General features: G+C 56.8%; 26 protein-coding genes and 3 tRNA genes. 9 read left to right on the top strand and 20 right to left on the bottom strand.

What is annotated here, in order from left to right; genetic code table 11:
* Nucleotides 1-6 precede the first annotated feature (6 nt).
* From HFP51_RS03910 to HFP51_RS03900, 3 genes are read right to left on the bottom strand one after another with little or no spacing between them, the layout of a single operon-like run.
* Entirely contained in the window at nt 7-522 is a 516-nt protein-coding gene (locus tag HFP51_RS03910) for a 2'-5' RNA ligase family protein (RefSeq protein WP_176874462.1), read from the bottom strand.
* Nucleotides 519-1,181 carry an NTP transferase domain-containing protein gene (locus tag HFP51_RS14805; protein ID WP_370462934.1) on the bottom strand — a complete coding sequence of 221 codons (663 nt, stop codon included), beginning with the start codon at nt 1,179-1,181 and terminating at the stop codon, nt 519-521. The genes HFP51_RS03910 and HFP51_RS14805 overlap by 4 nt, the downstream gene beginning before the upstream one ends.
* Nucleotides 1,105-3,009: a potassium transporter Kup gene (locus tag HFP51_RS03900; RefSeq protein WP_176874460.1), complete on the bottom strand. Its 1,905-nt coding sequence runs from the start codon at nt 3,007-3,009 to the stop codon at nt 1,105-1,107. The genes HFP51_RS14805 and HFP51_RS03900 overlap by 77 nt, the downstream gene beginning before the upstream one ends.
* 170 nt (nt 3,010-3,179) lie before the next feature.
* Between HFP51_RS03900 and ald the strand changes: the two genes are divergently transcribed.
* Nucleotides 3,180-4,274 carry an alanine dehydrogenase gene (gene ald, locus HFP51_RS03895; RefSeq protein ID WP_176874459.1) on the top strand — a complete coding sequence of 365 codons (1,095 nt, stop codon included), beginning with the start codon at nt 3,180-3,182 and terminating at the stop codon, nt 4,272-4,274.
* Here ald and HFP51_RS03890 read toward each other — a convergent pair.
* From HFP51_RS03890 to ccmC, 7 genes are read right to left on the bottom strand one after another with little or no spacing between them, the layout of a single operon-like run.
* A complete protein-coding gene (locus HFP51_RS03890; protein ID WP_176874458.1) occupies nt 4,271-4,936 on the bottom strand; it encodes a tetratricopeptide repeat protein in 666 nt (221 codons plus the stop codon). The genes ald and HFP51_RS03890 overlap by 4 nt on opposite strands.
* Nucleotides 4,936-5,355, bottom strand: a complete 420-nt coding sequence (locus HFP51_RS03885) for a cytochrome c-type biogenesis protein (RefSeq protein ID WP_176874457.1) — start codon at nt 5,353-5,355, stop codon at nt 4,936-4,938. The genes HFP51_RS03890 and HFP51_RS03885 overlap by 1 nt, the downstream gene beginning before the upstream one ends.
* Nucleotides 5,352-5,879, bottom strand: a complete 528-nt coding sequence (locus HFP51_RS03880) for a redoxin family protein (protein WP_176874456.1) — start codon at nt 5,877-5,879, stop codon at nt 5,352-5,354. The genes HFP51_RS03885 and HFP51_RS03880 overlap by 4 nt, the downstream gene beginning before the upstream one ends.
* Complete coding sequence (locus HFP51_RS03875) at nt 5,876-7,801, bottom strand: heme lyase CcmF/NrfE family subunit (RefSeq protein ID WP_176874455.1); 1,926 nt, start codon at nt 7,799-7,801, stop codon at nt 5,876-5,878. The genes HFP51_RS03880 and HFP51_RS03875 overlap by 4 nt, the downstream gene beginning before the upstream one ends.
* Nucleotides 7,798-8,229, bottom strand: a complete 432-nt coding sequence (gene ccmE, locus HFP51_RS03870; protein ID WP_176874454.1) for a cytochrome c maturation protein CcmE — start codon at nt 8,227-8,229, stop codon at nt 7,798-7,800. The genes HFP51_RS03875 and ccmE overlap by 4 nt, the downstream gene beginning before the upstream one ends.
* Nucleotides 8,226-8,363, bottom strand: a complete 138-nt coding sequence (locus tag HFP51_RS03865) for a hypothetical protein (RefSeq protein WP_176874453.1) — start codon at nt 8,361-8,363, stop codon at nt 8,226-8,228. Before HFP51_RS03865 ends, ccmE begins: the two co-directional genes overlap by 4 nt.
* A 4-nt stretch (nt 8,364-8,367) precedes the next feature.
* On the bottom strand, nt 8,368-9,084 hold the full coding sequence (ccmC, locus tag HFP51_RS03860; protein ID WP_176874452.1) for a heme ABC transporter permease CcmC: 717 nt from the start codon (nt 9,082-9,084) through the stop codon (nt 8,368-8,370).
* A gap of 104 nt (nt 9,085-9,188) precedes the next feature.
* On the opposite strand from ccmC, the gene HFP51_RS03855 reads away from it, so the two are divergent.
* The gene (locus HFP51_RS03855) at nt 9,189-10,094 is read left to right on the top strand and encodes a DMT family transporter (protein ID WP_176874451.1); all 906 of its coding nucleotides are present in this window, start codon (nt 9,189-9,191) and stop codon (nt 10,092-10,094) included.
* On the opposite strand, the gene HFP51_RS03850 is transcribed toward HFP51_RS03855, so the two are convergent.
* From HFP51_RS03850 to HFP51_RS03805, 10 genes are all read right to left on the bottom strand, one after another.
* Nucleotides 10,091-11,140 carry a Glu/Leu/Phe/Val dehydrogenase gene (locus tag HFP51_RS03850; protein ID WP_176874450.1) on the bottom strand — a complete coding sequence of 350 codons (1,050 nt, stop codon included), beginning with the start codon at nt 11,138-11,140 and terminating at the stop codon, nt 10,091-10,093. The two genes, HFP51_RS03855 and HFP51_RS03850, sit on opposite strands and share 4 nt — an antisense overlap.
* A gap of 50 nt (nt 11,141-11,190) precedes the next feature.
* Nucleotides 11,191-11,267: transfer RNA gene (locus HFP51_RS03845), tRNA-His, on the bottom strand.
* A gap of 117 nt (nt 11,268-11,384) precedes the next feature.
* Nucleotides 11,385-11,459: transfer RNA gene (locus HFP51_RS03840), tRNA-Val, on the bottom strand.
* 137 nt (nt 11,460-11,596) lie between these two features.
* A complete protein-coding gene (locus tag HFP51_RS03835; RefSeq protein ID WP_176874449.1) occupies nt 11,597-11,869 on the bottom strand; it encodes an HU family DNA-binding protein in 273 nt (90 codons plus the stop codon).
* A 161-nt stretch (nt 11,870-12,030) separates the two neighbouring features.
* Nucleotides 12,031-14,439, bottom strand: a complete 2,409-nt coding sequence (gene lon, locus HFP51_RS03830; RefSeq protein ID WP_176874448.1) for an endopeptidase La — start codon at nt 14,437-14,439, stop codon at nt 12,031-12,033.
* A 175-nt stretch (nt 14,440-14,614) separates the two neighbouring features.
* Entirely contained in the window at nt 14,615-15,886 is a 1,272-nt protein-coding gene (clpX, locus tag HFP51_RS03825) for an ATP-dependent Clp protease ATP-binding subunit ClpX (RefSeq protein WP_176874447.1), read from the bottom strand.
* A gap of 109 nt (nt 15,887-15,995) precedes the next feature.
* Nucleotides 15,996-16,622: an ATP-dependent Clp protease proteolytic subunit gene (locus tag HFP51_RS03820; RefSeq protein WP_176874446.1), complete on the bottom strand. Its 627-nt coding sequence runs from the start codon at nt 16,620-16,622 to the stop codon at nt 15,996-15,998.
* Between the two features lie 65 nt (nt 16,623-16,687).
* On the bottom strand, nt 16,688-17,677 hold the full coding sequence (locus HFP51_RS03815) for a glycosyltransferase family 2 protein (RefSeq protein ID WP_176874445.1): 990 nt from the start codon (nt 17,675-17,677) through the stop codon (nt 16,688-16,690).
* 106 nt (nt 17,678-17,783) lie between these two features.
* Nucleotides 17,784-19,349 carry a trigger factor gene (tig, locus tag HFP51_RS03810; RefSeq protein ID WP_176874444.1) on the bottom strand — a complete coding sequence of 522 codons (1,566 nt, stop codon included), beginning with the start codon at nt 19,347-19,349 and terminating at the stop codon, nt 17,784-17,786.
* Nucleotides 19,350-19,418: 69 nt separating this feature from the next.
* Nucleotides 19,419-19,503, bottom strand: a tRNA-Leu gene (locus tag HFP51_RS03805).
* A gap of 169 nt (nt 19,504-19,672) precedes the next feature.
* On the opposite strand from HFP51_RS03805, the gene HFP51_RS03800 reads away from it, so the two are divergent.
* From HFP51_RS03800 to HFP51_RS03770, 7 genes are read left to right on the top strand one after another with little or no spacing between them, the layout of a single operon-like run.
* The gene (locus HFP51_RS03800) at nt 19,673-20,050 is read left to right on the top strand and encodes a hypothetical protein (protein ID WP_176874443.1); all 378 of its coding nucleotides are present in this window, start codon (nt 19,673-19,675) and stop codon (nt 20,048-20,050) included.
* Nucleotides 20,047-20,721 carry an orotidine-5'-phosphate decarboxylase gene (gene pyrF, locus HFP51_RS03795; RefSeq protein WP_176874442.1) on the top strand — a complete coding sequence of 225 codons (675 nt, stop codon included), beginning with the start codon at nt 20,047-20,049 and terminating at the stop codon, nt 20,719-20,721. The genes HFP51_RS03800 and pyrF overlap by 4 nt, the downstream gene beginning before the upstream one ends.
* 3 nt (nt 20,722-20,724) lie before the next feature.
* Nucleotides 20,725-21,369: a phosphoribosylanthranilate isomerase gene (locus tag HFP51_RS03790; RefSeq protein ID WP_176874441.1), complete on the top strand. Its 645-nt coding sequence runs from the start codon at nt 20,725-20,727 to the stop codon at nt 21,367-21,369.
* Complete coding sequence (gene trpB, locus HFP51_RS03785; protein WP_176874440.1) at nt 21,366-22,607, top strand: tryptophan synthase subunit beta; 1,242 nt, start codon at nt 21,366-21,368, stop codon at nt 22,605-22,607. The genes HFP51_RS03790 and trpB overlap by 4 nt, the downstream gene beginning before the upstream one ends.
* On the top strand, nt 22,604-23,410 hold the full coding sequence (trpA, locus tag HFP51_RS03780; RefSeq protein ID WP_176874439.1) for a tryptophan synthase subunit alpha: 807 nt from the start codon (nt 22,604-22,606) through the stop codon (nt 23,408-23,410). The genes trpB and trpA overlap by 4 nt, the downstream gene beginning before the upstream one ends.
* Before the next feature lie 13 nt (nt 23,411-23,423).
* Nucleotides 23,424-24,278, top strand: a complete 855-nt coding sequence (accD, locus tag HFP51_RS03775; RefSeq protein WP_176874438.1) for an acetyl-CoA carboxylase, carboxyltransferase subunit beta — start codon at nt 23,424-23,426, stop codon at nt 24,276-24,278.
* A 10-nt stretch (nt 24,279-24,288) separates the two neighbouring features.
* On the top strand, nt 24,289-25,599 hold the full coding sequence (locus HFP51_RS03770) for a folylpolyglutamate synthase/dihydrofolate synthase family protein (protein WP_176874437.1): 1,311 nt from the start codon (nt 24,289-24,291) through the stop codon (nt 25,597-25,599).
* The last annotated feature ends 14 nt before the right edge of the window (nt 25,600-25,613 follow it).

Below are 25,613 nucleotides of genomic sequence, written 5' to 3'. Positions count from 1 at the left end.
AGCGGCCTAGCGCGCAAATTTGTGCGTCGAGAGCTTTTCCCATGGGCCGCCACGATAGTACCAGCTGGCGAGCCCTGTGATCTCTAGCGGACGTGGTTGAAAGCCTTCTGACAGCGTCTTGAGCAACGCCTTGGCCTCTAAAGGCTCAACCTTGTTCTGGATCGTGACATGCGGGCGCCAGCCTTGCTGATCTTGAGGGGTAAGGAGCCCGCCAAATGCATCGGCCAATCGCTCGCGGATATCCTCGAGCTCGGGGCAATCGACCCGAAAGGCGACGCCACGGCCAAGCGACATCAACCCACTCAGTTTCGCCTTCGGTTGAGGAATTCCGCGCGTTTCCTCTGCGAGCCGATGCTTGAGCTCTCCCGCAATACTGGGCGGAAGATGATGAAAAAGGGTGAGATGTGCATCAATGATGTTGCGCTCCGGCGGGAAGTGCATTCGCCGCAAGCCGTTGAGATATCCAAAATCGTCGGACCCAAAAAGCGCCGACACAATGATGGGTGCACCGCCTTCGCTCATGACCTACCGTGTTCGGCGAAGCGGTGGCGATCAATTGGACGATCGACGTCCGCTATGGCCAATCGACCAACTTGGACACGGCCGGTTGTTGCCGGGTCCAATGGTGCTTTCCCCTCTTCGATCCTCCGAATGACGGCCGGGATATCGCGAATGAGTACCGGGTGCCCGGGGATATGCTGTTGTACCGCCCGAGCGGCGACTTTTCCTCTTGCTGCGCGGGACAGCGGCCCGGCGACCGATCGTCTCACACCTGGCGCATCTGCTAGAAAAACCAGAACTTCGTTTTCGTGTCGGGACAGGGACTTTAAGCCCGCCAGCAATGTGTACTGATGTCCAAGCGCATGATCAGCGGCTTGCACAGGAAAGACCCGTCCCTGCCCTTGGCTATGCACCACTCCCGCTATTCGCTGCCGGTCATGTCCGATCATCACGAGCACGCGGCCCACAGGCTCGCGCAATGCTGCTTTAATGGTCCGCGCTAGAAGCGCCTTTCCCGCGATCGGGGTGAGTAATTTGTTGGCGGTACCGAACCTGCGGGACCGCCCTGCGGCCAATATGATCGCCGCACGCACCCTGGCTGGCCTATATCTCGACCTGGCTGCCGAGCTCGATGACCCGGTTTGGCGGCAGGCTGAAGAATTGCATCGCCGTTTCCGCATTGCGCAACATCCAGGCGAACAGTTTTTCCCGCCACGGCGCCATTTGCGGGTTTTCCGAGCTCAGCAGCGTCTGCCGCGCCAGGAAGAAGCTTGTTTCGATCATCCGGAAGGCTGAACCACAGGTCGTGACCTTTTCGAGCGCCTTGGGCACGTGCGTGTCTTGCATAAAGCCATAGCGCAAGATGATGCGGTAGAAGCCCTGGCCAAGGTCTTCGGATTTCACCCGCTCGCTCTCGGCTACATAGGGTCGATCGAGAATTGACACGGTGAGCAAAACGATCCGCTCATGGAGGACTTTGTTGTGCTTCAGATTGTGGAGCAGCGCGTGGGGGACACCTTCGGGTGACGTCGTCATGAATACGGCTGTACCCGGTACTCGGGTTGCTTCGCCAGCAGCGGATTTTACGAAAACCTGAACGGGCATAGCGGTTTCGCGCATCTGGGCGATGATCAGCGAACGGCCTCGCGACCAGCTTGTCAAAAGCAGCAGCGCAACACCGCTAATCGCGAGCGGCACCCAACCGCCTTCTGGAATCTTGGTGAGATTGGCTGCGAAGAACATGCCATCGACGATGAAGAACAAGCCCACGAGCAATCCGGCCCAAATCTTGTTCCACTTCCAGAAGCTGAACAACAATACGCTGAGCAGGCATGTATCGAGCAGCATCGCTCCGGTTACCGAGACGCCATAAGCGGCGGTCAGATTGGTCACGCTGCCAAAGGTCAGCACGAGCAGGATCACCATGATCATCAGTGCCCAGTTTACGATCGGGATGTAGATCTGTCCCATCGTCGAGGCATTGGTATGTTTGATCCGAAGACGCGGCATGAAGCCGAGCTGGATTGCCTGTTGGGTTACCGAGAAGGCCCCCGAAATCACCGCCTGGCACGCAATGATCGCGGCGAATGTCGCGATGACGAGCAACGGTATCTGGAACCAGGCGGGCGCGAGCATGAAGAAGGGATTGTTCATGATCGCTTCGCCTTCGCGTAGCGCCAGGGCTCCCTGTCCCATATAGTTGAGGATCAATGCCGGCAGCACGAACGCGAGCCAGGAAACGCCGATCGGCTTGCGCCCGAAATGACCCATATCCGCGTAGAGCGCTTCGGCACCAGTAACCGCGAGCACCACAGCGCCCAGCGCCAAAAAGGCCTTGAGCGGCTCCATCATGAAGAATTGGGCGGCGTAATGCGGGCTGAACGCCCAAAGGATTTCCGGGTTCTGACTGATGCTGATGATGCCCAATACGGAGATCGTCAGAAAGTAGATCATCATGATGGGGCCGAAAAACGCACCCACCTTTGCGGTGCCCGACCTTTGGATCAGGAAGAGCAGGACCAGGATGAAGACCGCAATTGGTATGATCCATCCCGAAAGGCTGGGGCTGACCACGGCAAGCCCCTCGACTGCGCCCAATACGGACACAGCCGGCGTAATCATCGCATCGCCGTAGAAAAGTGCAGTTGCCATGACACCGAGCATCACAATGCCCGCGCTCCATTTCTTGCCGGAGTTGCGACCACCCATCAGCGCCAGCAGAGCGAGGCTACCACCCTCACCCCTATTGTCCGCCCGCATGATGATCGTGACATATTTGATCGTCACGACCAGCATCATCGCCCAGAAGATCAGGCTGAGCACCCCATAGAGATGCAACTGATCCAGCGCGAGCGGATGGTGGCCGGTAAACGCCTCGCGAAAGGCATAAAGCGGGCTGGTGCCTATGTCCCCGAAAACAATACCGATCGCGCCTGCCGCAAGCTTGACGACAGCCTGATCGCGCGACGGCGAACCGGGAACAGGGTGAGCAGTTTTAATTTCGCTCATTATGGTTGGACGCGGCCCCTTGTGAATGCCGGAAATCCGCCATGGATGGGCTTTTTCTCCCCCCGGCGGCAAAGCGCGCGGGTTATCACGGTAATTCCCTCGCCGCAATGGGAGGACAAGCTTAACGCAGATCGCTATAGGCCTGCCATTAGCAATCTCAGGAGGCGTCAATGCGCGTCGGAATCCCCAAGGAAATCAAGAATCACGAATATCGTGTTGGACTCACACCGGATTCGGTCTTTGACGTCGTCAAAGCCGGACATGATGTTGTCGTCGAAACAAAAGCCGGCTGCGGCATTGATTTTGACGATGATGATTATCGGGCTGTTGGAGCGTCTATTGTCGATACGGCGGCAGAGGTATTCGCTGCATCGGACATGATCGTGAAGGTCAAAGAACCACAGTCCCAGGAAGTCGCGATGCTGGAATCGCGGCATATTCTGTTCACTTATCTGCACCTCGCAGCAGACAAACCGCAAACCGAGGGCCTGATGAAATCGGGCGCGACTTGCATAGCCTATGAAACTGTTACCTCACCGAACCGGTCCCTCCCCTTGCTCAAACCGATGAGCGAAGTGGCCGGGCGCATGTCGGTTCAGGCCGGCGCTCATTATCTGGAGAAGGAACAGGGCGGCCGCGGAATATTGCTGGGCGGCGTCCCGGGCGTTGCTCCCGCGAAGGTGATCATCCTTGGCGGTGGTGTCGCAGGCCTCAATGCAGCGCAGATGGCCGTCGGCTTGCGGGCTGACGTCACGATATATGACATCAGCAATGATCGCTTGGCCGAACTGGACACCCATTTCGGCAATACGATCAAGACTGCCTATGCGTCCAAGGCGGCTATCGAAGCGGCAGTTAAGTCAGCCCATCTGGTTGTCGGTGCGGTTCTGGTTCCGGGTGGTGCTGCACCAAAACTGATCACGCGCGACATGCTGAAAACCATGAAACGCGGCTCGGTAATTGTCGACATTGCGATCGACCAGGGCGGGTGTTTCGAGACGTCACGGCCGACTACCCACGAAGATCCTGTCTACACCGAAGAAGGCGTGATCCATTATTGCGTTGCCAATATGCCGGGCGCTGTCGCGCGCACCTCAACCTTTGCGCTCAACAATGCGACGCTGCCCTATGTCATTCAGCTGGCGAACAAAGGCCCGGATCAGGCTATGGCGGACAATGTGCATCTCGCCGCGGGCCTCAACGTGTCGGATGGCAAAATTCGCTACGAAGCGGTGGCCGAAGCACTCGACCTGCCGTTTAACTAGGAATCGGTGTCAGCGGGATCAGCAGGCGCAGTCGGTAACTCAACCGGCCGCCCCTGCGCTCGCGCCACGCTCGCCAAACGGCTTTCGAGATCCGCACGATAGGGCGCATTTTCGGGCGTTCTCTCGAGCAAAGCCAGCCACGTAGCCTCGGCATCGTCAAGGCGACCCGCCTGAGCCAATGCCAAACCGAGAAAGAATGGCGGCCCGGGATGATCGGGCGCCAGTTGCGCGGCTCGTTCAAAGGCAAGCTGGGCAGCCGGATTCATCTGGCCATCTCCGTGGAGCAACAGCGCATTGCCCAGCGCCACCCAGAGATCCGCATTGTCGGGATCACTGTCGATGCCATTTTGGATCGCGTGTGCGGCGTTCATATGGTCACCGCGCCGGTTCGCAGCCTCGGCAAACATGATCCAGCGTTCGGACGTCGAATTACGATTGTTGAGAAAGTCCTCATTGATCTCGGTACTGCCTTCGGGCGGACGTTCGTGGCGCGGCTCGGTGGGTCGTCCTTCAAGAACAGGGCTGCCCTGCCAGGCATATCCAGCCAAACCGAGCAACAGTGCGGCTCCAAGCCATTCAAGCTGCCGGCCACGAAACTCGGCAAGCCGCCAAAGCCAGAAAATGACCAGCGCAATCAAGCCAATAGCTGCAAACCAGCCCATTAACTGCCCCTCTTGGAGCTGCGGAAACGCCCGCGTGCCAGCCAGATCCCGCCGCCCAGCAACAAAATCGGCAGCAGCCAGAGCGGCCAGGTTACGCCATCAATTGGCGGATCATAGGTAATCCAGCGGCCATAACGCTCAACCAGCCAATTACGGATTTCCTCAGGCTCCTCTCCTTCGGCAATCCGTCGACGGACCAACGCCCGCATATCCTGCGCCATTTCAGCGTCGCTATCGGCGATCGATTGACCCTGACAGACGAGGCAGCGCAACGACTCCATCAAATCTTTCGCTTCCGCCTCCTGAGCGGGATCAGGCAGTTGCTCATTGGCCCATTGAGCAGGCGGCATGCGGGATTGGGCATCCGCCGGCCCGTGCAGTGAAACGGCTAATAATATGGCAATTATCCACCGCGTCATTGGGCATCTTCCAGGGCAGCCAGGATCTGGGGCACATTCTCGGGCCGGATGTCGCCAATATGTTGGCTGACAATCACGCCATTACTGTCGATGATGAAGGTTTCGGGGACGCCAGACGAGCCCAGCGCCAATTGGGCCTGACTTTCGGTATCCGCGCCGATCCGTTGATACGGATCTCCATAGCGCTGCAAGAAGGCGAACACGTCCTCTGGGCGATCCCGGACCGCGATGGCATCAATCTGCACACCGGCATTGCGCAGCTGCATCAATTGCGGTGCTTCGGCAATGCATGGAACACACCAGCTGGCGAACACATTCAACAGGCGCGGTTCACCGGTCGCCAGATCGGCGCTGCTGATACCCGCTCGACCCGGCAATGAAGGCTCCAGCGCAAATTCGGGCACAGGTTCGCCGACCAGTCTCGATTCAATCGTTGTGTCAGGCGGAGTGAACAGGCCAGATGCTGCAATCCCAAGAAAGGCCAGAAACACGCCGAGCGGCACCCAGAGAATGAAACGGTTCATGCCCAGGCCTCACGTTCCATGGCGCGTCGCTCTCTCCGGACACGGCCAATCAGCGACAACAAGCCGCCCAATGCGATCAGTATCGCGCCAAACCAGATCCACGTCACAAATGGCTTCCACCAGAGACGCAACTGCCATCGGCCGGTGCCGTCGCCGGTGCCCAGCACCGTGTATAGCTGCCCATTCCAAGATGTTTGGATGGCCGCCTCGCTCGTTTCGGTCACGGGCGAAGAAAACATGCGTGATTGGGGGTTGAGCGTAAATGGTTCGCCATCACCACGCTGCACCGTCAAACCGCCTTCCACTGCCGTCCAGTTCGGCCCGGCAACGGGCACCGTACCGTCAAATGTAACGGAATATGGACCAACTTGATGCGTTTCACCGGGGCGTGAGGCAACCAGTACTTCTTCGGTAAAGGCGCTTTCAAAGGCCATACCGGCCATGCTGACGGCGATCCCAAGATGGGCGAGGACCATGCCGTAGGTGAATAATGGGGTGCGTCGCAGATTGCGTTTCCACAGCGGCGCTACGCTGGCTGCTGCCACTCCGGCAGCGAGGATTAATCCCAGCATCGGCAATATCCCGATGGGCGACGCCGCCAGCACCAGCGCCATCAGCGCTAGCGATGCCAAGAGCACGGGAATAGAAATGCGGCTCATTACATTGCGCCACCTATCGCGGCGCCAGCGCAAAAGCGGTCCAACTGCCATGGCGACGACGAGGATGAGCGCAAGCGGGCCAGCAGTCGAATTGAAATAGGGAGGACCGACCGACAATTGTTCGCCGGTGACAGCTTCGACGCCCAGTGGATAGAGCGTGCCAACCAGTACGATTCCCAGAACTGCGGACAGGAGCAGATTGTTCGCTACCAGAGCACCTTCTCTGCTCATGAATTCGAATTGTGCGCCTTCACGCACCGTACTCACCCGCATCGCATATAATGCCAGCGCTCCGCCGATATAAATGACGAGCAAGGCGAGGATGAACGAACCGCGTTGAGGATCTACGGCAAAGGCGTGCACGCTGGTCAAGACACCGGAGCGTACCAGGAATGTCCCGATCATCGACATGGAGAAGGCCACTACAGCCAACATGATCGTCCAGGCCCGCAATGCGTCGCGGGTCGCAAGAACGGTGACAGAGTGCAGCAAAGCAGTTGCCGCGAGCCAGGGCATGAGCGATGCGTTTTCGACTGGATCCCAGAACCACCAACCACCCCAGCCCAGTTCGTAATAAGCCCAATAACTTCCGGCTGCGATACCGAGCGTGAGAAAGATCCAGGAGGCCAGCACCCATGGCCGCATAGCCCGGGCAAAGGTGGGGCCAACATCGCGAGTCAGGAGCGCGCCGACCGCAAAGGAGAAGGCAATCGATATGCCGACATATCCAACGTACAAGGTCGGCGGATGGAAGGCCAAACCGGGATCCTGAAGCAGTGGGTTCAGCCCCCTACCCTCAACCGGTGCGGGATCAAGTCGCGCAAAGGGATTCGAGGCAAATAAGAGAAAGGCGTAAAAGCCGATGCCAATTGCGGCTTGTGCCGCGAGCGTCGCCATTAAGGTCTTTTCGCGCAGCCTTTTCTCGAATGCGGCCACCAAGGCTCCCGATACCGCAAGGATCGCTACCCATAGGAGCATCGAGCCTTCATGGTTTCCCCATGTTCCGGAGAATTTATAAAGCGCCGGCTTATCCGAATGGCTATTGGCCGCCACGAGCTCAACGGAGAGATCGGTGACCATGAAGAGCCAGACCAGCATGCCAAAGGCAAAGACGGTCAGCAGACCTTGAACGATCGCTATCGGTCGGATCGCTTGAACAATATTGCTGTCTGGGGACCGCAAGACCATGATACCGAATATGAGCTGCAAGCCGCACAATGCAGCGGCAAGCCAGAGTGCGACCAGTCCGGCTTCAGCGATCACTGGCGCGGATCCCCTGCCATCTCCATATCCGCCAGTTCGGGGGGCATGTAGTTTTCATCATGCTTTGCGAGAATATTATCTGCGACGAACACACCATCCGCATTCATCGAACCTTCTGCCACAACGCCGGAATTCTCGCGAAACAGATTGGGCGTGATCCCCGCAAAAATAACCGGTACCTGCGCTTCGCCATCCTGAACAATAAAGCGGATCGAAACACCGTCTGGCTGCTCCGTGATCGAGCCATTGGCTACCATGCCGCCAAGTCGAAATGCTTGGCCGGCGGGAACCGGTTCCGCTGCGATTTCTGATGGCGTCCGGAACAGCGATGCGTTGTCGCGTAGCCCGAACAGCGCAAGGAAACCTGCGGCCACAACAGCGACAAGCGCAATAATCGCCAGGGTAAGCCTTTGATGCTTTGCCTTCACGACTGGTTTTCCTCACGCAAAGCTGCGGCACGCGCTTCATTGGCGCGCATGCGCACAATGCTCCAGATCGTCAGGATCGCCGTCCCGCCAATTGTGCACGCATAGGCTGCGATGATGAAAGGCCATGGTTCCATGCTGTTATCCCTGAGCCAGTCTGCGCAAACGGGCTTCAATGCGAACATCCGCGATGATCGCGCGCATTCTAATTAAGACAATCGCGCCGAAAAGCATCGAAAATCCAATAACTGCAAGCCCCAACGGCCATAGCATGGAGCTATCGATGGCTGAGCCGCTCAGCGTAAGGCTTTGCGGCTGATGAAGCGAGTTCCACCATGTCACCGAATAGTGGATGATCGGAAGGTTGATCGCGCCAATCACACCAAAGATCGCAGCGACCCGGCTAATGCTCGCCCGTTCCTCGCTCGCCGAGGATAGCGCCATGAATCCGAAATAGAGGAACAGCAGAACCAGCATAGACGTCAGCCGCCCATCCCAAATCCACCATGTGCCCCATGCGGGGCGACCCCAGATCGATCCGGTCAGCAAACAGAGCGCCGTAAACATCGCGCCGGGTGCTGCAATTGCCCGTGCGGCGATCCCGGCCAGCGGGTGACGCCAGATCAGTTGCATCAAGCTGGCGATGAGAATGCCCGTCCAACCGCCCATTCCGAGCCAGGCCGTGGGTACATGAACATACATGATCCGCACCAACTCGCCCTGAAGGAAGTCCGGTGGTGAATAATAGAGACCCATGATGATCGCAGCACTGGTCAGTGCGAGGCCGCCCCATAGCAGCCACGGTGTCAGCGGGCGCGCGATCGATAGAAAGCGGGTAGGATTTGCGAAAACGTGCATTGAACGGGCTTCTTAGCGTAGCAACTGTGCCGGGAAAAGCATAAGACGACCTCACATCCGGTGTTTTTCAACGCCTCACCACTTGCAGGATCAGTTTCCTTCCATTGACCGACAGTTCTCCGCCTGAACAACGGCCCATAGCCGGCATCGTTGCGCGCATCCTTGCGGCAACCGCTTTCGCGTTCATGACGGTAATGGTGAAGATTGGTGCCGATCTCGGCCTGCATCCGATTGAGATGATCTTCTGGCGATTTGCTCTCGCCCTTATCCCGCTCACGATTTGGATCGCACTCCGCCCAGGATTTGGCGTGATCAAGACAGATATTCCGCTCGCGCATCTCTGGCGAGCGATAATCGGTCTTTTCGCAATGGGTTTTGGCTATTGGGCGATCAGCCTGCTGCCACTCGCAGAGGCTACCGCCATTAGCTTCGCCGCCCCGGTATTTGCTACCATGCTTTCCGCGATCTTCATGCTTGAAGCGGTTGGCTGGCATCGATGGGTGGCCGTTCTGACAGGATTCATCGGCGTACTAGTGGTCATGCAACCGGGTGGCAGCAGCCTGCCAATGGATGGCCTAATTGTCGCATTGATTTCAGCCTTTGGCGTAGCCTGTGTCATCATCACCATCCGCCAGATCAGCAAGACAGAGCGTGCGATCACGACCGTTTTCTGGTTCACCTTACTCGCGGCAATTGCGACAGGCATCGCCGTTCCCTTCTTCGCCTCGAGCCATGGCCTACAAGAATGGATGGTCTTGGCGGCAATTGCGCTCTTCGGCGGAACTGCGCAGATGCTGCTCACTACCTCATTGCGGGTTGCGCCTGTCGTCGTGGTCGCGCCGTTTGATTACACCCAGCTGTTATGGGCCGTTGGGTTTGGCTGGTTGATATGGTCTGACATCCCGACCGTGGCGACATGGTGCGGTTCAGCGATAATCATCGCGAGCGGGTTCTACATGCTCTATCGGGAACGACAGCAGAATCGACCAGTCCGGCCGGTTATTTCCTAGCTACGCGCGATCAGGCGGCGCGCAATGCGATCCGCCACATCGGCGGCCGGATCGCCGCATTCCGCACTTTCCTGCCAGACCTGCTCAAGTCGGTCAGGGATTTTCGCGATCCGCGCTTTGACTTCCTGTTCATCACCCTGGCCCAGATATTCGAGTCCGACATTGATGATGCCGCCAGCATTGATCACATAGTCTGGCGCAAACAGGATGCCGCGATCGTAAATGCGCTGTCCGTCTTGCGGGGTCGCGAGCTGGTTGTTCGCGCCGCCGGCAACAGCCGAACAGCGAAGTTCGGAAATGCTCTCTTCGTCGAGCACAGCGCCAAGCGCATTTGGGCTCACGATATCCGCTTCAACGGACAAGATGCTGTCCGTGTCGACAGCTTCGCCGTCATATTCAGCGGCCAGTTCCTTAGCCCGATCCGCATTGACGTCTGCCAGCGTGAGCCGCGCGCCTTCTTCGGCCAGCAGCTTTGCAAGTCCGCCGCCAACACTGCCAACACCTTGGATGGCAACATGTACATCCGTCAGGGAATCGACGTTCAACGCACGTTTGGCCGCAGCTTTGACCCCAAGAAACACGCCAAGCGCTGTATAGGGTCCGGGATCGCCGCCAGCTGCGCCGCTTTCCACGGGCAAGCCCGCGACATGATCGGTCTCATTGCGGATGACCACCATATCATCATCGGTCATGCCGACATCTTCGGCTGTCACATATCCGCCGCCCAAGCTCGCAATTGCTCGACCAAAGGCGCGCAACATTTCTGGTGTCTTGGTACGGGCTTCGTCAGCCTGGATCACAGCTTTGCCGCCACCCATCGGGAGACCAGCCATGGCATTTTTATAGCTCATGCCGCGAGAAAGTCTCAGTGCATCGGTAACCGCACGCCCATTGTCGCCGTAATGCCAAAACCGAACGCCACCGGCAGCTGGCCCTAAATGGGTAGAGTGTACCGCAATGATCGCGCGAAGCCCGCTCTCGACATCTCGAAAGAAATGCACGGCTTCATGGTCGTCAAAATCGGGTAAGTCCCATGTCGCGGACATGTTCACATTCCTGCGTAGCCGGCGCTCAGACAAACCGATACCGGTAAAAATGGGGCGATCGACGGGACTTGAACCCGCAACCTCCGGCATCACAAGCCGGCATTCTAACCAATTGAACTACGATCGCCATGTTCGGCGCAAAAGCCAGTCGCGCACATAGGGGTCGCAACGGCCAATCGTCAATGCTTTGTAATAAAATTACGGAGGTTTTCGCCAATATTTTTGGTACAGGCGGCAGACAGTTTGGTGGGCGCGGCTGGGATTGAACCAGCGACCCCTGCCGTGTGAAGGCAGTGCTCTCCCACTGAGCTACGCGCCCGGCCCGGCACCATGCGCCGGAAAGCCGGTCATGACTGAAAAGAAAAATGGCGAGCACCGTGACAGTGCTCGCCTATTTTCTACGGCCTAATAGGATAGGCCGCCCCCCAAGATCCGGCCGTAAAGCCGGAAAACGATCTAGTTGACCGCGTCTTTCAGGCCTTTGCCAGCTTTGAATTTAGGCTGGGTTGAAGCCGGAATTTGCATTGGCTCGCCGGTGCGCGGATTGCGTCCGGTCGATGCTTTACGTTCGGTCGTCGAGAAGGTTCCGAAGCCTACCAGACGAACTTCGCCGCCACCGCTCAGTGCGCCGGTGATTGTGTCAAACACAGCTTCGCAGGCTTTGCCCGCATCAGCCTTGCTCAGGCCCGATGCATCCGCGACGGAAGAAATAAGTTCTTGCTTGTTCATGCTCTCCGCACCCCTTGTATAGGTATGTTTTTGAATAGTGACTCACGGCATTGCCGACCCGCGCATCTAAGTCCAAATGGCATGCGCCTGTAAAGCCCTAACGCGCACAAAAACGGTAAAAAACTAGGCTTTTTTGCATATCAGGCCAATTTTGTTGCGATTCAGTGACGAATTGCGGGGTCGCCATCGCCAGAACCGCCCGGCCCGATTTGGGGACTCGGATCGGTCGCGATCTCGTCTGCTTCGCTCCATTCAATCGGCGCAACAGGACCTGTCAGCGCAAGCGCCAAGACCTGATCGACATGCCCGACCGGAATGATTTCGAGGGCCTCTCGGATGTCTTCGGGGATTTCGACAAGGTCCTTCTCATTCTCTTCGGGAATGGCGACTGTCTTGATTCCACCACGCAGCGCAGCGAGGAGTTTTTCCTTTAAACCACCGATCGGCAACACCCGTCCACGCAAGGTTACCTCGCCCGTCATGGCAATCTCGCGATTGACCGCAATACCCGTGAGAGTTGAAATCATCGCGGTCACCATGCCGACACCAGCTGACGGGCCGTCTTTGGGCACAGCGCCTTCGGGCAAGTGGACATGAATGTCCTTCTTGCTGAAAATGCTCGGCTTGATGCCGTAGCTCGGCGCGCGCGCCTTGACGAAACTCATCGCCGCCTGGATCGATTCCTGCATTACCTCGCCGAGCTTGCCGGTTGTTTTGATCTGGCCCTTGCCGGGAGCAGTGATGGCTTCGATCGTGAGCAATTCACCACCGACATCGGTCCAGGCAAGGCCAGTGACCGCACCAACCTGATCTTCTTCTTCACTGACGCCGTACCGGAATTTGGTGACACCCAGATAGTCTGACAGATTATCGGCCGTAATCGTTACCGATTCCGATTTGCCTTCCAGGATTTCGCGTAAACCCTTGCGTGCCACTTTGGCGATTTCGCGTTCAAGAGTCCGAACACCGGCTTCGCGCGTATAATGGCGGATCATCGAACGTAGTGCTTCGTCTTCCAGCGCGAATTCACCGTCTTTCAGGCCATGCGCCTCGACCTGTTTCGGCATCAGATGCCGCTTCGCAATCTCAACCTTCTCGTCTTCGGTATAGCCAGCAAGCCGGATGATCTCCATCCGATCCAGCAAAGGCTGCGGGAGGTTGAGCGAATTCGCGGTCGTCACAAACATGATGTCGGACAGATCCAGATCGATCTCGAGATAATGATCCTGGAACTTGTCATTCTGTTCGGGATCCAGAACTTCGAGCAAGGCTGAGGCCGGATCGCCGCGGAAATCCTGCCCAAGTTTATCGATCTCATCGAGCAGGAAAAGCGGATTCGACGATCCCGCTTTCTTTAGGTTTGTCGCGATCTTGCCGGGCAGAGACCCAATATAGGTTCGCCTGTGGCCGCGGATTTCCGCTTCATCGCGCACGCCGCCAAGTGACTGGCGCACAAATTCGCGGCCTGTAGCTCGGGCTATCGATTTGCCCAGCGATGTCTTGCCGACGCCTGGAGGGCCGACAAGGCACAAGATAGGGCCCTTAAGTTTATTGGTGCGCGCCTGAACTGCCAGATATTCGATGATCCGGTCTTTGACCTTCTCCAATGCATAGTGATCTTCGTCCAAGATCTGCTGCGCTTCACCGATATCCTTTTTCAGCTTGGCTTTCTTGCCCCATGGCAAGCCCAACAGAGTATCGAGATAGTTGCGGACAACAGTTGCTTCCGCTGACATCGGCGCCATGGCCTTGAGTTTCTTGAACTCGGACTGGGCTTTGGTTCGAGCTTCCTTGGAAAGCTTGGTTTCCTTGATCTTCTTGGAAAGCTCGGCGAGTTCATCGCCCTCTTCCTCATCATCATTGCCGAGCTCGCGCTGGATCGCCTTCATCTGCTCATTCAGATAATATTCGCGCTGTGTTTTTTCCATTTGGCGTTTCACGCGACTGCGGATTTTTTTCTCCACCTGCAGTACACCGAGTTCGCCTTCCATAAAGGCAAAGGCCATTTCGAGCCGTTTGGACGGGTCACGCTCAACGAGCATCGTCTGCTTATCGGCGACTTTTGCTCCAATATTGGCGGCGACGGCGTCGGAAAGCTGCGAGGCACCTTCGATCTGGCCGAGCTGAACAGCCGTTTCTTCCGGAATTTTTTTGTTGAGCTTTGCGTAATTGTCGAACTGTTCAACCGTCGATCGCATCAGGGCGGTGACTTCGGGGCCCTCGGTGGGAAGGTCTTCGATCAGCTCAATCTCGGCAACCAGATGTTCGTCGCGATAATGGATATCATCAAGCGAAGCCCGTTGCTGGCCTTCAACCAGAACTCGCACGGTACCATCTGGAAGCTTCAATAGCTGAAGAACGGTGGCGGTAACGCCGATATCATACAAAGCTTCGCGATCGGGGTCGTCCTCGGCCGGATCAAGCTGGGCGACAAGAAAGATCGTCTTGTCGGCAGCCATGGCGCGCTCAAGGGAGACCACGGATTTGTCACGTCCAACGAACAGCGGAACGATCATATGTGGAAACACCACAATATCGCGCAACGGCAGTACGGGTAAGGATAAGCTCATTCTGTACTCCAAACGGGTTCAGAGGCCGATTTCGCGATCGAAACTCCGATTTCCGGCTATATGGAGACGCAACTGTCCCGCTTCAACATGAGGAGGTGATTGCGATGTGGATCAGAATTGCCTCGATTTGCGATCAATGTCGCGAAGGACAAGCCCGAATAATCGGATATCTGCTCTAGGCCGCGTCGTCCGCAGTCTTTTCCTCGGCTTTAGCAAAGACCCGAACCGGTTCTTTTCGTCCCTCGGCCACATCTTTGTCGATCACGACTTCGCTGACATCTTCAAGCGTCGGCAAATCATACATGGAATCGAGCAGGATACCTTCAAGGATGGATCGCAAGCCACGCGCGCCAGTTTTTCGTTCGATAGCTTTCTTGGCAATCGCAACCAGCGCATCGTCGGTGAAATCAAGCTTCACTTCTTCCATGTCGAAGAGCTTGGCATATTGCTTCACCAACGCATTTTTCGGTTCGCGCAGGATCTGAACCAGCGCACCTTCATCAAGATCGTCCAAGGTCGCGATGACCGGGAGACGTCCGACAAATTCGGGGATCAGGCCGTATTTGAGCAGATCTTCCGGCTCAACATGACGCAGCACCTCGCCAACCTTGCGTTCGTCAGGTGCTTCGACATGCGCGCCAAAGCCCATCGACTTGCCTTGCATACGATCGGAGATGACCTTTTCGAGTCCAGCAAATGCGCCGCCGCAGACAAACAGAATGTTTGTCGTGTCGACCTGCAGGAATTCCTGCTGTGGATGCTTGCGGCCGCCTTGTGGCGGAACGCTTGCGGTGGTGCCCTCCATCAGCTTAAGCAGCGCCTGCTGAACGCCTTCACCCGATACGTCGCGGGTAATTGATGGATTGTCTGACTTGCGGCTGATCTTGTCGATCTCGTCGATATAAACGATGCCCCGCTGCGCACGCTCGACATTATAGTCGGACGCCTGGAGCAGTTTCAAAATGATATTTTCAACGTCCTCGCCAACATAACCGGCTTCGGTCAGGGTTGTGGCGTCGGCCATTGTAAACGGCACATCAAGAATTCGCGCCAATGTCTGGGCCAGCAAGGTCTTGCCGCAACCGGTCGGTCCAACCAGCATGATATTCGATTTCGCCAGCTCAACCTCACCGTTGCCCGAACCGTGGTTCAGACGCTTATAGTGATTGTGGACGGCAACCGAGAGAACGCGTTTTGCGCCGCCCTGCCCGATCACATAATCATCAAGCACTTCGCAGATTTCAGCCGGGGTCGGAACACCGCCTTCGCGCTTGGAAGAGATAGAACCCTTCGTCTCTTCGCGGATGATATCGTTACACAGCTCAACGCATTCATCGCAGATGAAAACGGTCGGGCCGGCGATAAGCTTGCGGACCTCGTGTTGCGATTTTCCGCAAAACGAACAGTAAAGCGTGCTTTTCGAGTCGCTCCCGCTCAACTTTGTCATATTCAGTTCCTTCCGACCGCAACCTCGCGGACGCAACTAGTCTAGCCCGTCGTTATTGGACTACACAATCACTTATTGCACAAGAAAATGCCTAATGGCTTAACCGGCCCTAACTGTCAGCTTTTGCCTCAACTTCTGGCCGTTTTTCATAGACTTCGTCAACCAGACCAAAGGCTTTTGCTTCGTCTGCGTCGAAAAATTTGTCACGGTCAACATTCTTTTCGATCTCTTCGATCGGCTGACCTGTATATTTGGCCATCAGCTCGTTCATCTTATGACGCGTCTTGATCAGCTCTTTTGCGTGGATCTCCACATCTGCAGCGGTTCCCTGCATACCGCTCGACGGCTGGTGGATCATCACTTTGGCGTTGGCCAAGGCAACCCGCATACCCGGTTCACCCGAAGTCAGTAGGAACGCGCCCATGGATGCAGCAAAACCGACACAGACCGTGCCGACGCGTGGGCGGATATATTGCATGGTATCATGGATCGCCATTCCGGCCGTAACCGAGCCACCTGGCGAGTTGATGTACATGTAGATGTCTTTTTTCGGATTCTCCGATTCCAGGAACAACAGCTGAGCTGTAATCAGCGAGGCCATATTGTCTTCAACCGGGCCGGTCAGGAAGATGATCCGATCGCGCAGCAGGCGCGAGAAGATGTCAAAGCTGCGCTCACCGCGATTCGATTGCTCGATAACAACGGGAACGAGCGCATTGTCGATAGGATTGATCATTGAAGGCCTTTCCGGAAAATCTGTCAGGCCCACATTGCCACGAATGCGCTCAGCTTCAAGAGGGCTTAGCGTGTGCTTGTGCGTCCTGGTGCAGAAAAGCCCAGATATGCAAGCCTGCGAAGTTCGCGGCGACCACGAACCACAGTATCGAGAATCATACCTGCAAACAGGTTCAGTGAGGCAAGCAACATCAGGCCGGTTGCAAGCACAGCGGTTGGCAAGCGAGGTACCAAGCCAGTTTGGGCATAGGTAATCGCCAAAGGCACTGCGAGAATTATCGCCGCCAATGCGAGGAATCCGGCAATCGCCCCGAAGAATAGGACTGGCCGTTCCATGCGAAACAGGGTTGCCATTGTCCGCAATATCCGAAAGCCGTCACGATAGGTGGATAGCTTTGACTCAGATCCTTCAGGCCGTGCGCTATATTCGGTCACCTCCTCGGCCACCGGCATTTTCAATTCCAGTGCGTGCACGCTGATTTCAGTCTCAATCTCAAAACCCTGAGAGAGAACCGGGAAGCTCTTCACGAAACGGCGCGAGAATACGCGGTATCCGGAAAGAATATCGTTGAAGCTGCGTCCGAACAGACGGGCGAGAATTCCAGTGAGCAAGGCATTTCCAAGTCGATGACCGCTACGATACGCGGCTTCGACCTCTGTTTTGCGGGCGCCAACCACCATATCCAGCTGTTCTTCTACGAGCCGACGCACGAGGCGCGGCGCGGCAGCAGCCTCATAGGTCGCATCGCCATCGGCCATGATGTAGATATCCGCTTCGATATCTGCGAACATCCGGCGGACCACATTGCCTTTACCCTGCATTTTTTCAGAGCGGACTATTGCGCCAGCCTCAGCGGCGACCTCGACCGTGCGATCGCTGCTATTATTGTCGTAAACATAGACATCAGCCGTCGGCAGAGCCGCCTGAAAATCCGCAACTGTCTGAGCAATTGCGGCTTCTTCATTATAACAAGGAAGGATAACAGCCACTTTTGGGCCGTCCGGGATCGGGACCGTGATTTCGCGATCCGCAACAAATTCCCTGATATGTTCCATTGCCCGTCCTTGGCTGCTGCTGTGTTGCAGCTGCTTCTAGGCGGGCAATGGTTAATACTCTCTTGGCAAAATACGGTTGAACCGCAGAAAATCGGCGTTCAGCGGCCTAACTTTCGTCAGCAGTAGACTTTTTGGCAGCCGTTTTCTTGGCCGGAGCCTTTTTTGCGGCTGGCTTTTTCTTCGCAGGTGCCTTTTTGGCTGCAGGCTTCTTTGCCGCGGCCTTCTTGGCAGGCGGTTTCTTGGCAGTGCTAGATTTTGCAGCGGATTTTTTGGCAGCAGGCTTCTTCGCGGCTGCCTTTTTCGGTGCCGCTTTCTTCTTTGCTGCGGGCTTCTGCGTTTCTTCCTCTTCCGCTTCAATTGCTGCTTCCAATTCGTCACGGGTTACCGTGCGATCGGTAATCGTGGCATTTTCGAAGAGGAAATCGACTACCTTGTCTTCGTAGAGCGGTGCGCGCAGCTGAGCGGCAGCCATCGGATCCTGCTGGACATATTGGATAAAGCGCTCACGATCTTCTGGACCATATTGCTGAGCAGCTTGCGCAATAAGCTGACTCATCTCTGTCTGGTTGATCTCAACGCCGTTCTTCTGACCAATCTCGGACAGCAGCAGACCAAGACGCACACGACGTTCGGCAATCGAGTGATACTCGTCCTTCTCGTCTTCCATTTCCTTCTTGGCAGCTTCTGGATCGGCTTCATTCGCCGCTTCCTGCTCCAACTGGCTCCAAATCTGGTTAAACTCGGATTCGACCATTGTCGGAGGAACCGGGAAATCGTGATTGGCAGCCAGGAAATCGAGGAGTTTGCGCTTCATATGCGTGCGCGTCAGCCCGTTGAGTTCCTGCTCAACCTGGCCCTTCATCAATTCACGCAGCTTATCGATACCTTCGAGACCGAGTGACTGAGCGAACTCATCATCGACCTTTGCTTCTTTCGGCTTGCGGACTTCACCGACGGTTACATCGAATACGGCCTCTTTACCGGCGAGATATTCGACATTGTAATCGTCCGGGAAGGTAACCTTGATTTCCTTGGCATCATTGGCTTTCACGCCGACCAGCTGATCTTCAAAGCCAGGGATTAGCTGACCCGAGCCGATGGTGACGGACATGCCTTCACCCTTGCCGCCGTCAAACGCTTCGCCATCAACCTTGCCTTCAAAGTCCATGACAACAAGATCGCCATCCTTCGCCTTGTAAGTTTTTGCAGCGGTGTCGTAGCTTTTCTGGTTCTCGGCCAGGCTTTCGATAGCAGCATCAACGGCCTTGTCGTCGGCCTCAACAGTCAGTCGCTCCAGCGAGATATCGTCGATATTCGTTTCTGGAATTTCCGGCAGAACTTCGACCTTCATTGAAATCTCAATGTCCTTGCCGCGCTCCCAATCCGGATCGAGCTCCACTTCAGGCTGCATAGCCGGACGGATTTCCTGATCGGCCATCGCCTCCTGGATACCGGTTTGGATCGCTTTGTTGACGACATCCTGTTCAATCGCCTCACCGTGCATCTTGCGCACGAGATTTGTCGGCACTTTGCCTGGACGGAAACCAGGCATGTTAACCTGAGGAGAAATCTCCTCGAGCTGTTGGTCAACCTGTTTTTCGATATCCGCGAACGGAATGGTCAGGGTATAGGCGCGTTTCAGGCCTTCATTGAGCGTTTCAACGGTCTGCATGGTTCTAACAATCAAGCCTTCGTCAAAAGGGAATCTGGGAGACGGTTTATCGCGGGTTAGTGGCAAGCCTGGTGCGGGCGAAGGGACTCGAACCCCCACATCTTTCGATACTTGGACCTAAACCAAGCGCGTCTACCAGTTCCGCCACGCCCGCTAGAGGACCGTCGGTCGGCGGCGTCTATAGCAATAAAGCGCGGAAGGGCAAGCAATGATACCAACGAAAGTGGGTGTCTATCGATTTGCACAGGCTACTTCTGGCCATCGGCACATTCGCACCCTAATATAAAGACGCCTGCGTAATCAGGCCAACAAACGGGATCGCAATGAGTTTTTTGAAAACCCTTTTCTGGATTGTCCTATCGGCTGTGGTCGTTCTCTTTTCGATCAACAACTGGCTGCCGGTAACGGTCAATTTGTGGGGCGGATTGCAAGCGGACGTGAAACTGCCGCTGCTGCTATTCGTCTTCTTCCTGATCGGCTTTGTCCCGACCATCATCTATTATCGCACCAAGACATGGCGGATGAGCAAGCGCCTCGACACCGTGTCGCGGCAACTCCATGACGAGCGGGGCATGAAGGCCTTCCGGGCACCCCAGCGATCGACGGAGCCCGAGGCTAATCCGATTGCGCCGGAAGCAGAGGTGAACGAAAACGACGAACTTCACCTGACAACACCAGCGCCAAAGGCAGACAAAGCATGATGAGCCCAATCTTCATCGCGCTTGATACGCCCGATATCGAGAAGGCGAAGGCGATTGCGTCTGCGGTCCATAACCATGTTGGCGGGATTAAACTGGGCCTTGAGTTTTTCGCGGCGAACGGGCCGGATGGCGTCAAGGAAATGGCCTCGCTCGATCTGCCAATTTTCCTTGATCTCAAGCTGCATGACATTCCGAATACTGTCGCCAAAGCGGTGCAGTCGCTTCGGCCAATCGAACCCGCGATCCTGACTGTGCATGCCGGTGGTGGCCGTGCGATGATGGAAGACGCGAAGGCAGCGGCGCCTATGAACACCAAGGTCGTAGGTGTCACCGTGCTCACCAGCCTGGATGGCGAGGATTTGCACGATATGGGCGTAGACGGCGATCCCCATGATCAAGTGCAGCGATTGACAGAGCTGGCCAAGCTTTCCGGTCTTGACGGTGTCGTATGCTCCGGCCGGGAAGTGAAAGCCGCCAAGGAAATCTGGCCCGACGGGTTCTTCGTCGTACCGGGTGTACGTCCGGCCAGTGGATCGACCGCGGACCAGAAACGGACTGTAACGCCCGCTGATGCGATGCACGCCGGCGCATCAATTATCGTCATTGGGCGCCCGATCACACAAGCCGACGAACCAGATCTGGCTGCAAGGGCCATAGAAGCGACGCTCTGAGCCATGGCCGACATCGATGTAAAGATATGCGGCCTGACTACGGTCGAAGGCATAGAGGCTGCCGCGGGCGCCGGAGCCAGTCATGCCGGATTCGTCTTTTTTGATCCGAGTCCTCGCAACGTCCGGCCGCGCGAAGCGCCAGCTCTCGTCAAATATGTTCCGAAATCGGTGAAACGTGTGGGCGTGTTTGTGGAACCAGAGGATTCCCTGCTTGAACGCGCTATTGCGGCAGCGCGGCTCGATATTGTCCAACTGCACGGCGATGAACGGCCCGAAAGACTGAAGTCGATCAAGGCACGGCTCAATGTCGAGATTTGGAAGGCTATCCCAGTCAGCACGGCCAGCGATCTCGAGCGGGCCCGGCGCTACCGGGATCACGCGGATATGATATTGTTCGATGCACGCACGCCAAAGGCATCGCGCCTGCCGGGCGGCATGGGCATCGCTTTTGACTGGAAGCTGCTCAATCGGCTGACGCACAAAATGCCCTGGGCCTTGTCAGGCGGATTGTCGGCAGAAAATGTTGCAGAAGCCATTGCAATTACCGGCGCGACCATGCTGGATGTCTCTTCCGGCGTCGAAAGCGAACCGGGCAAGAAGGACCCCGCCAAAATCTCTGCATTCATGGAAGCTGTGAAAGCCGCATGACCTCTCAAACCCCTCCCCCCAACAGCTATCGCGCGCAGCCCGATGACCGTGGTCATTTCGGCGAGTTTGGTGGCCGCTATGTCGCCGAAACGCTGATGCCCCTGATCCTTGATCTCGAAAAGGAATATCGGGCAGCGCAAAAGGATCCGGAGTTCAAAGCCCAGTTCGACGATCTGCTCGAACATTATGTCGGCCGTCCATCGCCGCTCTATTACGCCGAACGGCTCACCGAGTTGCTGCGACAGAATGCGCCGGAAGGAATGGGCGCAGAAATCTGGTTCAAACGCGATGAACTCAACCATACCGGTGCACACAAGATCAACAATTGCATCGGCCAGATCTTGCTCGCCGTCCGGATGGGCAAAACGCGGATAATTGCTGAGACAGGCGCCGGGCAGCATGGAGTGGCGACTGCGACGGTGGCGGCGCGCTTCGGCCTGCCCTGCGTCGTATATATGGGCGCTCGCGACATGGAGCGTCAGCAGCCCAATGTCTTCCGCATGAAACTACTTGGCGCGGAGGTCATTCCGGTCGAAAGCGGCGCGCGCACCCTGAAAGACGCGATGAACGAAGCGCTGCGCGATTGGGTCGCGAATGTGGATGATACATTCTACATTATCGGCACCGCAGCCGGCCCCCATCCCTATCCGGAGATGGTACGCGATTTCCAAAGCGTGATCGGCACGGAAGCGCGGCAGCAACTCATGGATCGCACCGGACAGTTACCCGATCTGTTGGTGGCAGCGATTGGCGGTGGTTCCAATGCGCTCGGCCTGTTCCATCCTTTCCTGGATGACAAGATTGTTGAGATGATGGGCGTTGAAGCCGCCGGCGAAGGACTAAACAAGAAACATGCGGCGAGCCTGTCAGGCGGGTCTCCCGGTATTCTCCACGGCAACAAGACCTATTTGTTGCAGGATGAGGACGGCCAGATTGCCGAGGCGCACTCGATCAGCGCGGGCCTCGACTATCCGGGCATCGGACCTGAGCATAGCTGGCTCAAGGAAACCGAGCGGGTGATGTATACCAGTGTGACCGATGATGAAGCGCTGGATGCATTTCAGCTCCTGTGCCGTGCCGAGGGCATTATCCCGGCGCTCGAACCCAGCCATGCTCTCGCCGTAACAATTGCGGAAGCCCCCAAACGGAAAAAGGATGAGATCATCCTGATGAATCTGTGTGGCCGGGGTGACAAGGACATCTTCACCGTTGCAGAAGCGCTCGGAGTAGAAATGTGACCGGGCGGATCGCGGAGACATTCCAGGCGTGCAAAGACAAGGATCGCGCGGCGCTGGTTGCCTTTGTTACCGCAGGCGATCCGACACCGGGCGATACCGCAATGGTGCTGGATGCACTTGTCGAAGGTGGCGCCGACGTCATTGAACTCGGCATGCCCTTCACTGACCCGATGGCCGATGGACCGTCGATCCAGGAGGCCAATCTGCGGTCGCTTGGCGCCGGTACGCGGACGGAGGATATCTTTGCGATCGCCAAAGCATTTCGAGACCGGCACCCCACCGTCCCACTGGTCTTGATGGGATATGCGAACCCGATGGTCATTCGCGGCCCCACCTGGTTTGCCAAACAATGTGCGGATGCTGGCGTCGATGGGATTATCTGCGTCGATATCCCGACCGAGGAAGATGAAGCGCTTGGGCCGGCATTGCGCGTGGCCAGTATTGACACGATCCGGCTCGCGACGCCGACAACTGATGCGAAGCGCCTGCCCGCCGTGTTGGATGGAGCATCCGGATTTCTCTACTATGTCTCGGTCGCCGGAATAACCGGCAAGCAACAGGCAGCGCAGAACAGTATTGCCGATGCCGTCGCCAAGCTGAAAGCGGAGACGGATCTGCCGATTTCGGTGGGCTTTGGCGTACGGACACCAGAGCAAGCAGCCGATATTGCCCGGGTTGCAGATGGTGTTGTCGTGGGATCCGCGATCGTCGAACTCGTCGGCGAACATGGCGCCAAGGCCGCGGGCCCTGTGAAAGACTATGTTGCATCGCTTTCAGCGGCTATACACGCAGCGCGTAACTGACAGGGAAGTATCCATGAACTGGTTCAACAATGTCCGAAACCGGATACCGTTCATTTCCAAGCGGACGACCGATGACACGCTGTGGCATAAATGCCGGGACTGTCAGCAGATGGTCTACACCAAGGAATATGAGGAAAATCTGTCGGTCTGCCCCGAATGCGGCTTTCACGGCCGGATCGGACCGATGCAGCGCTTCCTACAGCTATTCGATGATCATAGCTGGGAAGTTTTGCCGGCACCCAAGGTCAAGGAAGATCCCCTCAAGTTTCGCGACCAGAAACGCTATGTTGATCGACTAAAAGCCGCCCGCGCTGCGACCGGCGAAACGGATGCATTTTTGAATGCAAAGGGTACGATCAAGAACCAGACCGCTGTTATCGGTGTTCAGGATTTCGCCTTTATGGGCGGTTCCATGGGCCTTGCCGTCGGCGAAGCCTTTGTGCGCGGAGCCCGCGCTGCGATTGAAGCCCAATGCCCCTATATCGTTTTCACCGCATCGGGCGGTGCGCGGATGCAGGAAGGCGCGCTCTCCCTCATGCAGATGCCGAAGATGACGGTTGCTGTTGAGGAGCTGCGTGAGGCCGGCCTGCCCTATATTGTCGTACTGACCGACCCGACGTCTGGCGGCGTCATGGCCAGCTATGCCATGTTGGGCGATGTCCAGATTTCAGAACCCAAGGCACTGCTGGCGTTCACCGGTCGCCGGGTGATCGAAAATACGATCCGCGAGAAACTGCCCGATAACTTCCAGAGCGCAGAATATCTTCTCGACCATGGTGCATTGGATATGATCGTGGCGCGAAAGGAGCTCCGGGACACCCTGGCCCAGCTGATCGATTTTCTCGCTCCGGGCAAACGAGCAGCCTGACCGTAGCGCCATGCCCGATCATGCCCGTTCGGATGATCCGGCGGTTCAGCGACAGTTAGACCGCCTCGCCCTGCTCTCTCCGGGCCGGGATACGCTGGGCCTTGAGCGGATAACGGCCTTGCTCGATCGGCTCGGCAATCCGGAAGCTAGTCTCCCGCCCGTCTTTCATGTTGCCGGTACCAATGGCAAAGGGTCGACCTGCGCGTTTCTGCGTGCCGCCATCGAGGCAGCGGGTCTCAAAGCGCATGTTTACACCAGCCCACACCTGGTGCGGTTCAACGAGCGCATACGGATTGCCGGCACGCTTATTGACGATGGCGAACTTGCTGCCTTGCTCGCAGAAGTGCTGGATCAGGCCGAGGGAATTGACCCGAGTTTTTTTGAAGCCACCACAGCTGCCGCCTTGCTCGCTTTCTCCCGGACAGACGCTGATGCGTGCGTCATCGAGGTCGGCCTTGGCGGGCGGCTGGATGCAACCAATGTGATCGATCGCCCGCTTGTTACCGGTATCGCCCATCTCGGTGTTGACCATGAGGCGTTTCTAGGCGCGGATATTGTTGGGATCGCAGCAGAGAAAGCCGGGATCGCGAAGCGTGGTCGCCCACTCATTACGCAGGAGTATGACAAGCCCCTTGCAGATTCTATCGCTCGGATAGCGGCCGCCAATGGCGCGGAATGGATCGCGCGTGGGCGCGATTGGCGCGGAGCCGCCTATCGCGGCGAACTCCATTATCGCGATCACAGCAAACGGCTTCGACTGCCGCTCCCCAAACTGCCCGGCGATCATCAGACGGACAATGCGCTGCTTGCCTTGGCCATGCTCTCTCATCAACAAACGCTCGATGTTCCCGAAGGCGCGTTACGGGCGGCAATGGGTTGGGCAGAATGGCCGGCACGCTTGCAGAAACTCGAACCCGGGCCGCTAATTGAAGCCGTGGCCGGAACCCGTGATGTCTGGCTGGATGGCGGACATAATTTGTTGGCAGCGAATGCGATAGCCGCACATTTTGAGGATGAAGATGGCCTGCATCTGATCCTTGGCATGCTCTCCAACAAAGATGCGGAGGGCTTTCTGCGCGCGCTGCCCAATCTCCGCTCGGCGATATTCGTACCGGTAGACGGCCATGCCAGCCATGATCCAGACGCGTTGGTTGTGATTGCGTCCAATAGCGGCGTAAGCGCTCGATCCGCAGCGGATATTCCGACTGCAATCGCGGCCTTTGCCGAACGGGATTTTGCCGACAATCACCCGCTGTTGATTTCGGGTTCGCTCTATCTGGCTGGCGAAATCCTACGGCTGAACGATAATATTCCTGATTAGCTCTGACAGGAGTT

The sequence above is a fragment of the Parasphingopyxis sp. CP4 genome (genome assembly GCF_013378055.1).
GTDB lineage: Bacteria > Pseudomonadota > Alphaproteobacteria > Sphingomonadales > Sphingomonadaceae > Parasphingopyxis.
This window is presented reverse-complemented; position numbering and strand designations above follow the sequence as displayed.

Coding starts and splice junctions, on each gene's coding strand:
- HFP51_RS03910 (WP_176874462.1), bottom strand. CDS start 522: ATGAGCGAAGGCGGTGCACCCATCATTGTGTCGGCGCTTTTTGGGTCC.
- HFP51_RS14805 (WP_370462934.1), bottom strand. CDS start 1,181: ATGCGGAAACGGCGATGCAATTCTTCAGCCTGCCGCCAAACCGGGTCA.
- HFP51_RS03900 (WP_176874460.1), bottom strand. CDS start 3,009: ATGAGCGAAATTAAAACTGCTCACCCTGTTCCCGGTTCGCCGTCGCGC.
- ald (WP_176874459.1), top strand. CDS start 3,180: ATGCGCGTCGGAATCCCCAAGGAAATCAAGAATCACGAATATCGTGTT.
- HFP51_RS03890 (WP_176874458.1), bottom strand. CDS start 4,936: ATGGGCTGGTTTGCAGCTATTGGCTTGATTGCGCTGGTCATTTTCTGG.
- HFP51_RS03885 (WP_176874457.1), bottom strand. CDS start 5,355: ATGACGCGGTGGATAATTGCCATATTATTAGCCGTTTCACTGCACGGG.
- HFP51_RS03880 (WP_176874456.1), bottom strand. CDS start 5,879: ATGAACCGTTTCATTCTCTGGGTGCCGCTCGGCGTGTTTCTGGCCTTT.
- HFP51_RS03865 (WP_176874453.1), bottom strand. CDS start 8,363: ATGGAACCATGGCCTTTCATCATCGCAGCCTATGCGTGCACAATTGGC.
- ccmC (WP_176874452.1), bottom strand. CDS start 9,084: ATGCACGTTTTCGCAAATCCTACCCGCTTTCTATCGATCGCGCGCCCG.
- HFP51_RS03850 (WP_176874450.1), bottom strand. CDS start 11,140: ATGTCCGCGACATGGGACTTACCCGATTTTGACGACCATGAAGCCGTG.
- HFP51_RS03835 (WP_176874449.1), bottom strand. CDS start 11,869: ATGAACAAGCAAGAACTTATTTCTTCCGTCGCGGATGCATCGGGCCTG.
- lon (WP_176874448.1), bottom strand. CDS start 14,439: ATGAGCTTATCCTTACCCGTACTGCCGTTGCGCGATATTGTGGTGTTT.
- clpX (WP_176874447.1), bottom strand. CDS start 15,886: ATGACAAAGTTGAGCGGGAGCGACTCGAAAAGCACGCTTTACTGTTCG.
- HFP51_RS03820 (WP_176874446.1), bottom strand. CDS start 16,622: ATGATCAATCCTATCGACAATGCGCTCGTTCCCGTTGTTATCGAGCAA.
- HFP51_RS03815 (WP_176874445.1), bottom strand. CDS start 17,677: ATGGAACATATCAGGGAATTTGTTGCGGATCGCGAAATCACGGTCCCG.
- tig (WP_176874444.1), bottom strand. CDS start 19,349: ATGCAGACCGTTGAAACGCTCAATGAAGGCCTGAAACGCGCCTATACC.
- HFP51_RS03800 (WP_176874443.1), top strand. CDS start 19,673: ATGAGTTTTTTGAAAACCCTTTTCTGGATTGTCCTATCGGCTGTGGTC.
- pyrF (WP_176874442.1), top strand. CDS start 20,047: ATGATGAGCCCAATCTTCATCGCGCTTGATACGCCCGATATCGAGAAG.
- HFP51_RS03790 (WP_176874441.1), top strand. CDS start 20,725: ATGGCCGACATCGATGTAAAGATATGCGGCCTGACTACGGTCGAAGGC.
- trpB (WP_176874440.1), top strand. CDS start 21,366: ATGACCTCTCAAACCCCTCCCCCCAACAGCTATCGCGCGCAGCCCGAT.
- accD (WP_176874438.1), top strand. CDS start 23,424: ATGAACTGGTTCAACAATGTCCGAAACCGGATACCGTTCATTTCCAAG.
- HFP51_RS03770 (WP_176874437.1), top strand. CDS start 24,289: ATGCCCGATCATGCCCGTTCGGATGATCCGGCGGTTCAGCGACAGTTA.